Source organism: Sulfuricurvum sp. (assembly GCF_049277495.1).
Lineage (GTDB): Bacteria > Campylobacterota > Campylobacteria > Campylobacterales > Sulfurimonadaceae > Sulfuricurvum.
This window is the reverse complement of record NZ_JBASYM010000049.1, coordinates 34454-49674: the sequence shown is the minus strand read 5'-3', so window position 1 is coordinate 49674 and position 15221 is coordinate 34454. Positions and strand designations below refer to the sequence as shown.

Here is a 15221-nt window from a genome sequence, read left to right as displayed (position 1 = left end):
TGTTTAGAGCCTTTTTAATGCAATTATCATTTCCCCGTTCTCAACACTGAGCCGCTGTATCTCTTCGGGGTCGCCTTCGTTCGCCTCACTCGGTACGAAAAAAGGGGTCATAATGCTCATTGATCTTTCATATGATTCTTCCGCCAATACTTTTGCACTTCCGACAATCATATTGGTCGTTTCCAAGAGCATATCGATAAGAGTCTGCTCGTCGCTGCCGTCTTCTCCTAAAAAAGCTTCGGTAATGGCTTGAATTAGAATTGCATCACAGCCTATATAGGCCCGGTGCAGGGTGCCGTCATCTGCTTCAATGTCAATATAAGCAAGAAGTGTTCTCTTTTGCGGAACATTCGCGATTCGTTCGGATGGCAGGCGCAGTTGGTGAAGGCAAAAGTTCTCAGCTGCTTGGACTATGATCGGTAACATCGCATTCTCATTTCAGGTATGTAAGTATGAGAATTGATTATACCGTAAAATCAGGTGATCGAAAAGGGGGTTCGTTGAAGCACTAAGCGAGTATAATCGCGCGACACAATAGTTGGTAAAGTAGAAATATGACAGTTGAATTAGCCCTTTTAGGAATCGGTGTCGGTACACTTTCCGGATTTTTCGGAATCGGCGGCGGAACCGTGAGTGTCCCGATTCTCCTTTATCTGGGGTTTGGCATTAAAGAAGCGATCGGCATATCGGTGATGCAGATGGTCGCAGGCTCGTTAATGGCGGCCTGGATCCATCATAAAAAGCAGACCTATGTCGCCAGTGAGATCAAATATTTCGGATACGGCGGTGTTTTCGGCGCGATAGCCGGGGGATTTTTGGTCAAAATCCTCGATGCAGCCGTCTTGGAATGGTTCTTCTTGGGTATTGTTGCGTTCACATTGGGAAGACTCGCTTTCTCTTCGCCTGTCCCGACACGGCCTGAGGTGGTCAATCGACCTCTTTACAGTGCAATCGGTGCGGGTATCGGAGTTTTTTCGGGGATGCTCGGTGTCGGGGGATCGATTTTATTGACGCCGATTTTGGTCAGTTTTATGGGATTTCCACTCAAAAAGTCTTCAGCCGTCGGGCTGTTTTTTGTGATGTTTACCTCTGTTTCTGCTTTTTTGACCCTTTTGTGGCTGGGCGTTGTCAATATCCAGGCAGGATTGATAATGGCATTCAGTTCACTTTTAGGGATTATTTTGGGTATTTGGCTGTTAAATAGAGTCAAAGTAACCCATTACAAACAGATATTGGTTGTTTTTTACATCATTATTTTTGCCATTACGGCATATAAACTTATTGCGGGATAAAGACTTATGGATATGATTAAAATTATTGGGGCACGAGAGCACAATCTCAAGAATATTTCACTGGAGATTCCAAAAAATAAGCTCATTGTCTGTACCGGAATCAGCGGCAGCGGTAAATCGACATTAGCCTTTGATACCCTTTATGCCGAGGGTCAGCGACGCTATATCGAGTCACTCTCTTCCTATGCACGGCAGTTTTTGGACCGTGTCGGGAAACCTGATGTGGACAAGATCGAAGGGCTGACTCCCGCGATTGCGATCGATCAGAAAACAACCTCCAAAAATCCCCGATCAACGGTCGGAACGATTACCGAGATTTATGACTATCTGCGGCTTTTGTATGCCCGTATCGGGATACAGCACTGCCATCTGTGCGGTAAAAAAATCTCCAAAATGTCGGCTCAGGATATTATCGACCAGGTGCTCAAACTCCCGGAGGGGGCTAAAATCGTTATTATGGCTCCGCTGGTGCGGGAGAAAAAAGGCTCATTCACCGATATCCTCGAATCCCTTCGTCATAAAGGGTACGTCCGGGCAATGATTGATGGGGTCATGGTACGTCTGGATGAAGAGATTGACCTCTCCAAAACTAAAAAACATACACTTAAAGTGGTGATTGACCGTCTGATTATTAAAGAGGACAACCACGACCGTGTCGCACAGGATGTCGAAAAAGCGCTCAAAGAGAGTTACGGCGAGGTAGAGATCGAGATTCAAAACCATGAAGAAGTCGATATGCACGAGAAGCTGATCCACTACAGCGAACACAGTGCCTGTTTTGACTGTAAAGTGAGCTTCGATCCGCTAGAACCGCTCTCATTCTCATTTAATTCACCTAAAGGTGCATGTTCGGAGTGTGACGGCTTGGGAATCCGCTATTCGCTTGATTATGAGAAAATCATCGATTCGGAGCTTTCGGTTGAAAAAGGGGCGATTAAAATCGTTTACGGATTTAATAAAGGGTATTACTTTACGTTTCTCAAAGCATTCTGTATTGCGGAGGGGATCAGTATCACCGCTCCGTTTTATACCCTCGAAGAGTATCAGAAAAAAGCGATTCTCCACGGCAGCGTCAATGAAGTGGAATTCAAATGGCAAGACCATCCGATCAAACGGATATGGCCGGGAATCGTCCGCATCGCCTATGATATTTTCAAAGATGAAAAAGATCTCGCCGACTATATGTCCGAAAAACCGTGCAATATCTGTAATTCCCACAGGCTGAAACGGGAATCTCTCGCGGTTCGCGTTGCGGACAAAGGGATCGGCGATGTCATCTCGATGCCGCTCAAAGATTCGTATGCATGGTTTGCCGATCCGAAAACTTTTGAAGGGCTGAGTGATCAAAGTACGATGATCGCCGCTTCGATTTTGAATGAGATCCGCGAGCGTCTGTTTTTCCTTTTTGATGTCGGATTGGGATATCTTTCTCTCAGCCGTGATGCCCGTACCATCAGCGGAGGTGAAGCCCAGCGAATCCGTATCGCCAGTCAAATCGGGAGCGGTTTGACGGGTGTCATGTACGTTCTGGATGAGCCAAGTATCGGCTTGCATGAACGCGACACCCTCAAACTCATCCGAACACTCCGCTCATTGCAGGAAAAAGGGAATACGGTGATCGTCGTCGAACACGATAAAGAGACCATCGAAAATGCTGACTTTATCGTCGATATCGGGCCGGGTGCGGGAAAATTCGGCGGACATGTCGTATTTGCCGGAACCCTCGAAGAGATGAAAAAGAGCAATACCCTGACCGCAGATTACCTCTCGGGAAGAAAACAGATCAAATATTTCTACCGCCGTCCTCAAAAAGAGTGGATGTCGATTAAAAATGTCTCTCTCAATAATATTAACAATTTAAGTGTGGAAATACCGCTTCACAATTTTGTCTGTGTGACCGGAGTCAGCGGCAGCGGTAAAAGCTCTCTGATCTTGCAGACCTTGCTTCCGGTGACCCGTGAGATATTAAACCATGCCCGTAAAGTAAACCGTGTTGCAGGGGTAGAAGTGGACGGACTGGATAAACTCGATAAAGTCATCTACCTCGATCAAAGCCCGATAGGACGAACCCCGCGTTCGAATCCAGCGACCTATACCGGTGTCATGGATGAGATCCGGAATCTGTTTGCCAAAACCAAAGAGGCACAAATCCGCGGCTATACCGCATCGCGTTTTAGTTTTAACGTTAAAGGCGGACGCTGTGAAAAATGTCAGGGTGAGGGGGAGATCAAGATCGAGATGCACTTTTTGCCGGACATTATGGTGAAATGTGATTCGTGTCACGGGAGCCGCTACAATCTGCAGACTCTGCAAGTCGAGTACAAAGGGAAAACGATTTCGGATGTACTCAATATGTCCGTCGGCGAAGCGTTGGAATTTTTTGCTCCGATCCCGAAAATCAAAGTCATTCTGCAAACCCTAAGTGATGTGGGACTCGACTATATTACACTGGGGCAAAACGCGGTTACCCTTTCCGGCGGAGAAGCGCAGCGGATCAAACTGGCCAAAGAACTTAGCCGCCGTGATACCGGAAACACCCTCTATATCCTGGATGAACCGACGACCGGATTACACTTTGACGATGTCAACCGTCTGACCAGAGTCCTTCACAATTTTGTGGAACTGGGGAACTCGGTTCTCGTTATCGAACATAACCTTGATATGATCAAAAACGCCGATTATATCATCGATATGGGACCTGAAGGGGGCAGCGGAGGAGGATTGCTGGTAGCGATTGGAGATCCCGAAACGGTTGCCCGCGATTGGGAAAAAACCGGAAGTTTTACCGGAAAATATTTGGCTCTTGAGTTAAATAAGCTATAATACACCATAATTGCTTCTGATAGAGGATTTTGAATGAAGAGTTCGATAATAAACAGTATTAAATCTTTGCCTCCGCTACCGAAAACGGTCATCGATATGCAGCGGGTTTGTAATGATCCAAACTCCTCGATTCATGATCTGGTCAAAACCGTAGAAACGGATCCGATGATTGTTGCCAACTTACTGAAAGCAGCGAATTCTCCGCTCTACAGTTTTCGTCGCGAGATCAACAATGTTTCCCAAGCGGTATCTTTGTTCGGGATGAGCATGACCCGCTCTATCGGATTGGGTAATTCGGTTCGCAAACTGTTGAACGTCGATATGGAACCTTATGGAATTACGTCGGATCGTTTTGCTGAAATCTCGTCGATGCAGGCGGCTTTGATGCAGGCGTGGTACATGAAGATCGATCGTGCCAAAGCGGATAAACTTTTTTTAGCGGCATTTTTGCAGGAAACAGGAAAAATTATTATTGCCAGTGATGTAATCCAAGAAGAGTTAGCGACAAATTTTAAAGCGGACATCGATTCAGCGATTGATATTGCCAGCGTAGAACGCTCTTACGTCCAAGAGACGACGGCAAGCGTTACCGCGGCGATCTTTACCCATTGGAATTTTGACAAAGAGTTTGTGGAGATGATCGAATTCTCCGATACCCCTGATGCGGCACCCGAAGAGGTCCAAGAATATGCCCGAGCTCTTAATGTCATCAAAACAATCATCCCGATCAATGATCCATTCGGCGATCACGGGGTTGCTTACGGTCTTAAAAAAGCAGAAGCTGCCGGTTATGACATCACAAAACTTCAAGCGGCGATCGATTCGATTCTTGATAAAATCAATACGAAATAAAGTCGATTAATGGCACAGCCTGTTGTTACCATTATTGACACTTTCGGATTTTTCTTTCGCAGTTTTTATGCTCTTCCCCCGTTAACGAACAAGCATGGTTTTCCGACCGGTCTGTTGACCGGATTTGTCAATTTCATCGCTTCCCTTCATAAAGACCATTCGAGTGATTACCTCATTTTTGCCCTTGATGCGAAGGGACCGAGCTTTCGTGCCGAGATAGACCCGAACTATAAAGCCAACCGTTCCCCCGCACCGGAAGAACTCATCAAACAGCTTCCGATTGCGATTGATTGGATTGATAAAATGGGGTATAAATCGCTTTCCATGAGCGGATACGAAGCCGATGACATGATCGCTTCGGTCGTTCGGCAAGCACGTGCCCACGGCTTTCTTGTCCGTGTCGTTTCCCACGATAAAGACCTCTATCAGCTGATTGACGATGACCGGGTCGTACTGGTCGATGCGATCAGCAAAAAAGTGATGAACGAACGCCACTGCGACGAAAAGTACGGCGTTCATCCGCGTCAGTTTATCGATTATCAATCCTTGATCGGAGATACGGCCGATAATGTTCCCGGTGTCAAAGGGATCGGAAAAGTGACGGCTCAAAAACTTCTGACGCAGTTTGGAACGCTGGATGAGATGTACAGCCGTCTCGAGGAAGTTACCCCTGTGCGTATCCGAGGCCTTTTGGAGACTTACCGCGACGATGCTTTCCGCTCACGCGAACTGGTCCGTTTGAAAGATGATGTATTTGATACGCTCGATTTTAGCGAATTTTCAATGCATTTTGACAATCCGTTTCTCCCGATCTATGACGATTTGGTCCATTATGAGATGAATGCGGTGCTGCGTACCCTCAAAGCGAAAGCTCTTTTTGAAGAGACGCAGCCGACGGTACCGCTGACGACGGAGACGATTGCAGCGGTTCACTGTGATACTCCGGATGGGTGTACCGTGCTGATTGATTCGGATGAAACACTGGCAGCGATGATAGCCTCGATCCCGGCGGATGCGATGGTGGCATTTGATACCGAAACGACGGGACTTGATCCTAAAAGCGACCATTTGGTGGGATTCAGTTTCAGCATCGACGGCAAAACCGGATATTATGTTCCTATGGCCCACAGCTATCTCGGGGTCGGGGATCAGGTGAGTGCCGAAGCGGCCAAAAAAGCGATTCTCTCTCTTTTTGAACGGCGTGTCATCGGACATAATATTAAATTCGATCTCCATTTCGTCACCCGCTTTTTGGAGGTGGATCGTTTAAATATCCATGCCGATACGATGGTTCTGGCATGGCTGACCGATTCGGCACGCTCACTTGCGATGGATAACCTTGCCCATTCCCTTTTGCATCATGAAATGATCCATTTTAAAGATACGGTGAAAAAAGGGGAAAACTTTGCCTCCGTTGCGATTGAAGATGCGTGCAAATATGCCGGAGAAGATGCCTACATCACTTACCGTCTGTATGAAGTTCTCCGTGAACAGCTGCTCCTAAAAGGGGGTGATGAAGCGCTTCGGGAAGCATTTGATATTGAATTTCCTTTTACCCTGACCTTACTCGGAATGGAGAAAGAAGGAATCGCCGTCGATACGGCGGTACTGGAAGTATTTAAAAAAGAGGTAGCCCACGAAATCGCTTCGCTGACCGAACAGATCCACAGTGCCTGCGGGAGTGTATTTAATCTCAATTCCCCTAAACAGCTCGGCGTGATCTTGTTTGAGACCTTGGGGCTGGCGCACGGCAAAAAGACCAAAACGGGGTACAGTACCGATGAACAGGTATTGGAAGGGCTGCGGCATGAACATGCCGTGATTCCGATGCTTTTGCAGTACCGTGAATATCATAAGCTCTATTCCACGTATATCGAACCTTTGATCGCCTTGGCGCAAAATGACTCTGCCTCACGTATCTATACGTCGTTTGTTCAGACGGGAACGGCAACGGGACGGCTCAGTTCTAAAAATCCGAATCTTCAAAATATCCCCGTCAAAACGGCGCTGGGAATGCGAATACGCGAAGCGTTTGTGGCAGCGAAGGGGAAAAAACTGATCGGCATCGACTATTCGCAAATGGAATTGCGTCTGCTTGCCCATTTTAGCGAAGATGCAGTCTTGGTAAACGCCTTTAACGAGGGGCATGATATCCATATGCAAACGGCCATCGCTCTCTTTGGCGAAGAGGAAGCACCCGCCAAGCGCAGTATCGCAAAGACGGTCAACTTCGGGCTTCTTTACGGGATGGGATCCAAAAAACTCTCGGACACTCTGGGTATCACGACGAAAGAGGCCAAAGAGATCATCGAACGCTATTTCGAGACCTTTCCGAGTGTCAAAGGGTATTTCAGCGGCATCGTAGAACAAGCCAAAGAGTTGGGCTATGTGGAGACGCTTTTGCACCGACGTCGCTATTTTGATTTTGCCAGTGCGACCCCGATGCTTAAAGCCGCGTATGAGCGCGAATCGGTCAATACGGTATTCCAAGGATCCGTAGCCGATCTGATCAAACTTTCGATGAATAAAATCGATGCAATGATCCGAACCGAAGGGCTGAGAGCTAAAATGCTTCTTCAAATCCACGATGAACTGATTTTTGAAGTAGATGAAGATATGGCCGAAGCCTATGCCGTCCGCTTTGTAGAGGTGATGGAACATATTTCACAACTGCGTATCCCGCTGAAAACATCGATGCATATCGGGAACCACTGGGGTGAGTTGAAATAACTCTCCCAATGCCAAATCTCCAATCCGTCACTAATTTTGAGTACAATCTGCGTTCAAACATCTTTTAATAACAGGAGATTACTATGGTCGACAAAATTTTAGCCAATCTCGAAAAATCCAACTGTGCGATCGACAACACTTTTATGCAGGCCGTCAGTGAAGTTCTCCATTCGCTTGAACCTATGGTTCACGGTGATCCCCGTTTGGAGACCTATGCGATCTTGGAACGTTTGGTGACTCCGGATCGGATCATCCAGTTTAAAGTCCAGTGGGTTGATGATCAGAATCGGGTTCATATCAACAACGGCTACCGTATCCAGTTTAATAATGCCCTTGGACCTTACAAGGGGGGACTGCGATTCCATCCGAGCGTATCGATCGGCGTTTTGAAGTTCTTGGCGTTCGAGCAGATCTTTAAAAACGCGTTGACTGGACTGCCCCTCGGCGGTGCCAAGGGGGGAAGCGACTTCGATCCCAAAGGGAAAAGCGATTTTGAGATTATGAAGTTTTGCCGTGCCTTTATGCGCGAACTCCACCAATATATCGGTGCCCGTATCGATGTTCCGGCCGGAGACATCGGTGTCGGATCCCGGGAAATCGGTTTTTTATTCGGGGAATACAAGCGTATCAGCCGCAACTATGACGGTGTCCTCAGCGGCAAGCCCTATACGCTGGGCGGTTCGCTGATGCGTCCGCAGGCGACGGGTTACGGTGTCGTCTATTTTGCCTCGGAAATGTTGAAAGAAGAACTGCATGAATCACTCGAAGGTAAAATATGTGCGGTCAGCGGCGCCGGAAATGTCGCAATCCATACCATCGAAAAACTCGAACATTTCGGCGCGAGAGTCATTACCTGCAGTGACAGCGAAGGGACGATATATGACTCTCGGGGAATCGATCTCAAAGTGCTTAAAGAGCTCAAAGACGAAGAACGGCATCAGTCCTTAATCCACTATATCGATTTTATCCCCTCCGCAGTCTATATCAAAAAAGAAGATTATCCTTCTGGCGGGCATGCGGCGTGGAGCTACCCGTGTTTTGCCGCATTCCCGTGTGCGACACAAAATGAGTTAAGTCTGATTGATGCGCAAATGTTGATCAATAACGGTGTCCGGGCGGTGGTTGAAGGGGCAAATATGCCGACAACGCCCGATGCGATCGATCTTTTCCAAAAGGAAGGAGTGCTGTTCGCACCGGGCAAAGCGGCCAATGCCGGAGGTGTCGCGGTAAGCGAGTTTGAAATGTCACAGAACGCCTCCATGGAAAAATGGGACTTTAATAAAGTAGACCGCAAACTCAGCGAGATCATGCGCCATATTTATAAGCGGATATCCCTAACCGCCAAAGAGTACGGGCAAGAGCGGAATTTTGTCGACGGAGCCAATATCGCCGCCTTTAAACGGGTGGCGGAAGCGATGCTTCTTGAAGGGGTTTGATTGTTAATATAAAATTAACAAACATTTACCGAAGAACGATTACAATTGCACCATATTATACAGACAGGTTTCCGAATGAATAAAATACTCTCCCTTCTCGGTTCCATGAAAACCATGGCGGTTCTCATGCTCATCTTTGCCGTTTCCGTCGGCTATGCTACCTTTATCGAAAACGATTATGGGACAATGACGGCCAAGGCTGATATTTATAATGCACGTTGGTTTGAAGTGCTGTTGGGGCTTTTGGCTCTCAATCTCTTTTTGAACATCATCAATTTTAATATGGCTCGACGTGCCAAGATCCTCGTATTTACCTTTCATGCCGCTTTTTTGATTATCCTTGTCGGTGCCGCAGTGACCCGTTATTTAGGATATGAGGGAGTCATGCATATTCGTGAAGGGGAGCAGAGCAACGTGATCGTGAGCGCTGAGCCTTATATCACCTTTAACGTCCATAAGGGAGAGAAAACCTATTCGTTCCAAAAGAACCTTTTTCTTTCTAAACGCTCTTCGAACAATTTGGAGCGGGATTTAGAGTTTGACGGTGAGAAAGTCCATGTTAAACTCGACAGCTATATGGGTGATGCCACCTATGAAGCTACCGCCGATCCGAAGGGCGAACCGCTCTTTAACCTGATGGTGACCGGAGCCGAAGGGGCACAGCAAGTGTCGCTTAAGCGAGGTGAATTTGTTGAAGCGAACGATGTCGTGATCGACTTCGAATCGAACAAAAAGTTCGACAAACCCGTTGTCAGCCTGAGTGTTGAAGGCGAGAAGCCCTATATGACGGCTCCTGAGGCTCTTGCTACGCTCAGTATGGATACGCAGCAATCTTCCAATCTGCTTCCGGGCAAGCATGAAATGACGAAACGTACCCTTTTCCAAACCGCGCAAAGCGGATTTGTAATGCGCGGATTCTTTCCGAAAGCATCCATGCAGCTCGTTTCAAAACCTGCAAAGGGTCCTATGATGAAAGGCCAAGATGCGCTTACGCTCAGCTTTACAAGCGGCGACAAAAAAGAGAGTGTCGTTGTCCTGGGTATGCCGGGTGAAGTCGGAGAAGCTAAGCAGGTCGTTATCGGGGATACCGCTATCGATGTCGCCTACGGCTCGATCGAACGGAAGCTTCCGTTTGCTATCGGCTTGCGTGATTTTGAACTTGCACGTTATCCGGGGTCCATGTCGCCTGCTTCGTATGCGAGTGAAGTGACGGTGCTTGATCCTGCCAATCAGAAAAAAATTGACTTTCGTATTTATATGAACCATATTCTCGATTACCAAGGGTACCGTTTCTTCCAATCTTCATTCGACCAAGATGAATTGGGAACCGTTCTTTCGGTGAACCGTGATCCGGGAACCTTGATTACCTATATCGGGTATTTACTCCTTGCTATCGGAATGTTTGGGGTACTGATCGTGAAAAACGGGCGTTTTAATGCTCTCAGCGATAAACTTAAATCCCTTAATGCCCATAAAGCGGCGGCCGCTTTGGCTTTGGCTGTCATGATGTTAAACTCGACGAATGTCAATGCGGCAGATGCCGAAAATCCGGTGATTGTCACGGCCAAAGCGTTTGATAAAGCCCATGCAGAGAACTTCGGTCGCCTAATCGTCCAAGATGCGAGCGGGCGGATGAAACCGATGGATACGCTTTCGCATGAGATTTTGGCAAAACTGAATCGCAACGCTACCTTTTTGGGACTCACGTCAAACCAGGTTGTCCTCGGGATGATGCTTCGCCCGGATGCATGGCGCGAAATTGCGATGATCCGTGTCGGGGATAAAGAGATCAACAAACTGATCGGACTTCCGGAAGAGGCCAAAACAGCGGCATTCTCACAGTTTTTCGAAGCCCCGGATGAGTTGAGCGGATATAAACTCTCAAAACTGGTGGATGAAGCTACACGAAAAGCTCCGGGCAAACGGGATAAGTTTGATAAAGCCCTTTTACAGGTAGACGAGCGTGTCAATGTCGCGTATATGGTCTATACCGGCTCACTGGTCCGTATGTGGCCGATACCGGGGGATAAAAACCATAAATGGGATGCGACGATCGATGCATTGCAAAGCCTCCCTCCGAAAGATTCTGAAATGGTTCGGCTGATGGCCATCAGCTATTTCGGTTCCATCGACGAAGCGATGAAAAGCGGTGACTGGTCTAAAGCGGATGAAGCATTGGCCCGTATTGCAAAATATCAGCGTTTTGTGGGTGCGAGTGTCTATCCTAACGATACTAAGACCAACGTCGAAATTATCTATAACAAATTCAATATTTTTGAACAGTTATGGCCTCTTTATTTCGTGGTCGGATTTACGTTGCTGATCCTCTCTTTTATCAAGATACTCAAGCCTTCTTTTAAAGAAGAGATCTTTACTAAAATCTCTTTCGGATTGCTGGTCCTCTTCTTTGTTGCGCATACGGCAGGGCTTATTATGCGATGGTATATTTCGGGGCACGCTCCGTGGTCCAACGGATATGAGTCGATGATCTATATCGGATGGGCGAGCGTGTTGGCAGGATTTATCTTTTCACGCAAATTAGTCATGACGATGGCGGCTACGTCGATCATGACCGGATTGATCCTTTTTGTCGCCCATCTAAACTGGATGGATCCGCAGGTGACCAATCTGGTTCCGGTACTCCAGTCGTACTGGCTTGCCATCCATGTCGCCATGATTACGGCAAGTTACGGTTTCCTAGGGCTCGGTGCATTGCTGGGGATGATCACGCTGATCCTCTTTATTCTTAAAAAACCTGAGAATTCAAAAAGACTAAACCTTGCGATCAAAGAACTGAATGCAATCAACGAAATGAGCTTGATATTTGGTTTGGTACTTCTTACGGTCGGTAACTTCCTCGGGGGAGTATGGGCCAATGAGAGCTGGGGACGCTATTGGGGATGGGACCCGAAAGAGACATGGGCATTGGTGACGATTCTCGTTTATGCCGTCGTTATCCACCTGCGCATGATCAAGGGGGCCTATACCGATTATATCTTTAGCGTCGTTTCCCTCGTCGCATTTACCTCTGTGTTGATGACTTACTTCGGGGTGAATTACTACCTTGCGGGGATGCACTCGTATGCGAAAGGCGATCCGGTACCGGTACCGGATTTTGTCCCTTGGACCTATGCGGTCATCGCCATTGTCATCGCTTTTGCCTATCCGAAGCGGGTGACAAAATAGCATGACAGAGGCGTTGAAAGAGCTTTTTAACGCCTATAAAAATCTCCCCGTCGGGGTGATCTTCTTCAAACAAAAACAACTCTTCTTTATCAATGAACATCTGCGCCATATCCTCCTTTTAGGGAATCTCCCCGGGGATGATGTCGTTCAGATTATCGGCAGTATGCTGAACCTCGAAAATCCCTCCCATCTTGCTTTGCATACGTATTTATCGGAAAACGATTTTTTTTGGTATCGTGACCGTATCGTCCAAATTGAACATTCCGAATATGAAGATATGACGATTATCGTATTCACGCGGTTAAACGATAAAGCGATCGAAGCCGTAGATTCCTTGCGATCACTTCGTCAAATGAGAGAAAAAAACAATCTGCTCTCTACCGATATAACGGACCAAGATATCCATAAACTGCTGACACAGAATTTGGGAGACTATACCAAGGCTTATATCCCTTCTGTCGTTCTGTATAAAGGGATACCGATCAAAGGAAATATTCGGGTCAGTGCGATTGAAAACAATCAAATGAAGGTTCAGGTGGAGAAAAAGCAGCTGATTACTGCACAAAACGGTGTGGAATGGCTGTTCGGAATGAAACGTGACGTGATGATGTCTTCTACACTCAGCGGGTACGATCTCTCGACGAATGAAGTGACTCTGAAAAATATTCGTCCTATTTCCCACGGATTTCATCAGCGTGCCCTTATTCGATACCATGCGGATAATCATGACAGTATGCGTATGGAAATCAAAGGGAAAGTGTATCGGTTTACCGTGCGGAATCTCTCTGAAAAAGGGATTGCGGTAGAAACCGATAACTCTGAGGCTCTGATCGCATTATCGACGTTGGGAGCAAAAACAGTCTATATGGATATCACCGTCAGTTCCAAACCGATCAAAGCGATGGCGACATGGCTTTATACGATTCCTCTTGAGGAGGAGGGGAGAGGAATGAAAGTGGTTTTTATGATTCAGTATGATGCCCATAACATGAGCGTGCTGCAGGAGTGGCTGAATGCTCAGCAGCTCCATTTGATCAAAGAGGTTCGAAGTTTTATTCAGATGCTTCCGGCCAGTACCGTCCAAACACCGCCGGAGTGGGTTATTTAAACCACCCCTTTACTTTCTCGAAGGTGGATTCAAACACAGACTCATGCGGTTTGGATTCGATACCGAAACTCTCTTGGAGCTTCAGCAAAAGATCCTCTTGTTCGGAACTGAGACGGTTAGGGTAGGTGAGGTGGATTTGAGCGATCAAATCCCCTTTGCCGCGTCCGTGGACATCGGCGACCCCTTCACCGCGGAAACGGTACTGCTGTCCGTCTTTGGTTCCGGTTTCGAGTTCGAGGGTCACTTCGCCGTTAAGTGAGGGGATCGTAATATCTTCGCCCAAAACGGCTTGGGTGAAAAATACCGGTACTTCGAGGTAGATGTCGTTTCCGTTACGGATAAAGTGGCTGTCTTCTTCCACTTCAAACGTCACGTACATATCGCCTCTGACACCGCTTTTGCCGGTATTACCGCGACCTGAAACGCGCAAACGGTTCCCCGTATCGATTCCGGCCGGGATCTTGACCGTAACGCTCTCTTTTTCCTCGGTGTAGCTTTTGCCTTTACAGTCAGGACATTTTTCACTCGCCATCGTCCCCTCGCCGTGACATGCCGGACAGGTTTGAGAAAAGGTCATGAACCCCTGACGTACGTAAACTTGCCCTTTGCCGCCGCATTGGCTGCATGAGGTCACTTTGCCCTCTTTAGCTCCGGTCCCTTTACACGTCTTACACGAATTTTTAGTGGTGAATTTCACCTCTTTTTCGCATCCGAATACGGCCTCTTTGAAACTCACGCGCATCTCGACACCCATATCGAGCGGGAATTTATCGCTCGGAGCACGCGATTGTTTGCGTCCGCCTCCGCCGAAACCGTTGAACATCTCTTCGAAAATACTGCCCAAGTCATCGAATCCGCCGCTGCTTCGGCGACCGCCGCCGCCTTGCAGCCCTTCTTTTCCGTAACGGTCATAGACCGCGCGCTGCTGATCGTCGCTGAGGACTTGATACGCTTCATTACAGAGTTTGAACTTATGTTCCGCCGTCGGATCGCCCGGATTGCGGTCGGGATGATAGAGTTTTGCCATTTTACGATAGGCTTTTTTGATCTCATCCCCGTTAGCGCTTTTACTAACTTCTAAAATTTCATAATAGCTCATTTCTTCCACGCATAGACTCCAAAAACATATTTTCGCGCAATTATACCATGTCAAAAAGAGTGTTAGCTTAATTGAGTCACTTAGACTAAACTATTTTTGGCACAACCTTTGCTACAATACGTCCATGAAACGTTCCCTTGAGAAATTTAACCGCCTTGTGGATGCATTGCAGCAACTCCCGACGATCGGACAGAAATCCGCGACACGTCTGGCGTATCACATGGTAATGCATGACAGCTTCGGAGCACTCAAACTCGCCCATGCTATCGAAAATGCGATTACAAGCTTAAAAAAATGCCGATCGTGCGGCGGGCTGAGCGAAGATGAACTGTGTGCGATTTGCAGTGACGAACACCGCAACCATGAAATCCTCTGTATCGTCGAAAATGCCAAAGATATTTTGACGTTTGAAGAGAACGCCCTTTTTGACGGACGCTATTTTGTCCTTGATTCCCTCGAAGAACTCGATCTCGCACACCTGCGCGGCGTCGTGCAAAGCGGGATCAAAGAGATCATTTTTGCCCTGACCCCTTCGATTGCGAATCAGGGGGTAATGCTCTATATCGAAGATAAACTGAGCAGTTGCGATGTCCGTTTCAGCCGTATCGCGCAGGGGGTTCCGACGGGAGTGAGTCTGGAAAATGTCGATATCCTCTCCCTCACCAAAGCGATGGAAGATCGCGTCAGTATTTAAA

General features: G+C 47.4%; 10 protein-coding genes. 8 read left to right on the top strand and 2 right to left on the bottom strand.

Features of this window, described 5'->3' with window-relative positions; translation table 11 throughout:
• Positions 1 to 3: 3 nt before the first annotated feature.
• Complete coding sequence (locus WAO38_RS09080; RefSeq protein WP_422236395.1) at positions 4 to 426, bottom strand: chemotaxis protein CheX; 423 nt, start codon at positions 424 to 426, stop codon at positions 4 to 6.
• Between the two features lie 128 nt (positions 427 to 554).
• Between WAO38_RS09080 and WAO38_RS09075 the strand changes: the two genes are divergently transcribed.
• The 7 genes from WAO38_RS09075 to WAO38_RS09045 all read left to right on the top strand — a co-directional run bounded on the left by WAO38_RS09075 (position 555) and on the right by WAO38_RS09045 (position 13427).
• Entirely contained in the window at positions 555 to 1292 is a 738-nt protein-coding gene (locus WAO38_RS09075; RefSeq protein ID WP_422236393.1) for a sulfite exporter TauE/SafE family protein, read from the top strand.
• Between the two features lie 6 nt (positions 1293 to 1298).
• Positions 1299 to 4115 carry an excinuclease ABC subunit UvrA gene (gene uvrA / locus WAO38_RS09070; RefSeq protein ID WP_422236391.1) on the top strand — a complete coding sequence of 939 codons (2817 nt, stop codon included), beginning with the start codon at positions 1299 to 1301 and terminating at the stop codon, positions 4113 to 4115.
• A gap of 33 nt (positions 4116 to 4148) precedes the next feature.
• The gene (locus WAO38_RS09065; RefSeq protein WP_422236389.1) at positions 4149 to 4967 is read left to right on the top strand and encodes an HDOD domain-containing protein; all 819 of its coding nucleotides are present in this window, start codon (positions 4149 to 4151) and stop codon (positions 4965 to 4967) included.
• Between the two features lie 9 nt (positions 4968 to 4976).
• Positions 4977 to 7697 (top strand): DNA polymerase I, encoded by a 2721-nt coding sequence (gene polA / locus WAO38_RS09060; RefSeq protein ID WP_422236387.1) that lies wholly within the window; start codon positions 4977 to 4979, stop codon positions 7695 to 7697.
• A 77-nt stretch (positions 7698 to 7774) separates the two neighbouring features.
• Positions 7775 to 9133: an NADP-specific glutamate dehydrogenase gene (gdhA, locus tag WAO38_RS09055; protein ID WP_422236465.1), complete on the top strand. Its 1359-nt coding sequence runs from the start codon at positions 7775 to 7777 to the stop codon at positions 9131 to 9133.
• Positions 9134 to 9208: 75 nt separating this feature from the next.
• The gene (ccsA, locus tag WAO38_RS09050) at positions 9209 to 12319 is read left to right on the top strand and encodes a cytochrome c biogenesis protein CcsA (RefSeq protein ID WP_422236385.1); all 3111 of its coding nucleotides are present in this window, start codon (positions 9209 to 9211) and stop codon (positions 12317 to 12319) included.
• A gap of 1 nt (position 12320) precedes the next feature.
• Entirely contained in the window at positions 12321 to 13427 is a 1107-nt protein-coding gene (locus WAO38_RS09045; RefSeq protein ID WP_422236383.1) for a hypothetical protein, read from the top strand.
• Here WAO38_RS09045 and dnaJ read toward each other — a convergent pair.
• Positions 13420 to 14535: a molecular chaperone DnaJ gene (gene dnaJ / locus WAO38_RS09040; RefSeq protein WP_422236381.1), complete on the bottom strand. Its 1116-nt coding sequence runs from the start codon at positions 14533 to 14535 to the stop codon at positions 13420 to 13422. The genes WAO38_RS09045 and dnaJ overlap by 8 nt on opposite strands.
• Before the next feature lie 115 nt (positions 14536 to 14650).
• On the opposite strand from dnaJ, the gene recR reads away from it, so the two are divergent.
• A complete protein-coding gene (gene recR, locus WAO38_RS09035) occupies positions 14651 to 15220 on the top strand; it encodes a recombination mediator RecR (protein WP_422236379.1) in 570 nt (189 codons plus the stop codon).
• The last annotated feature ends 1 nt before the right edge of the window (position 15221 follow it).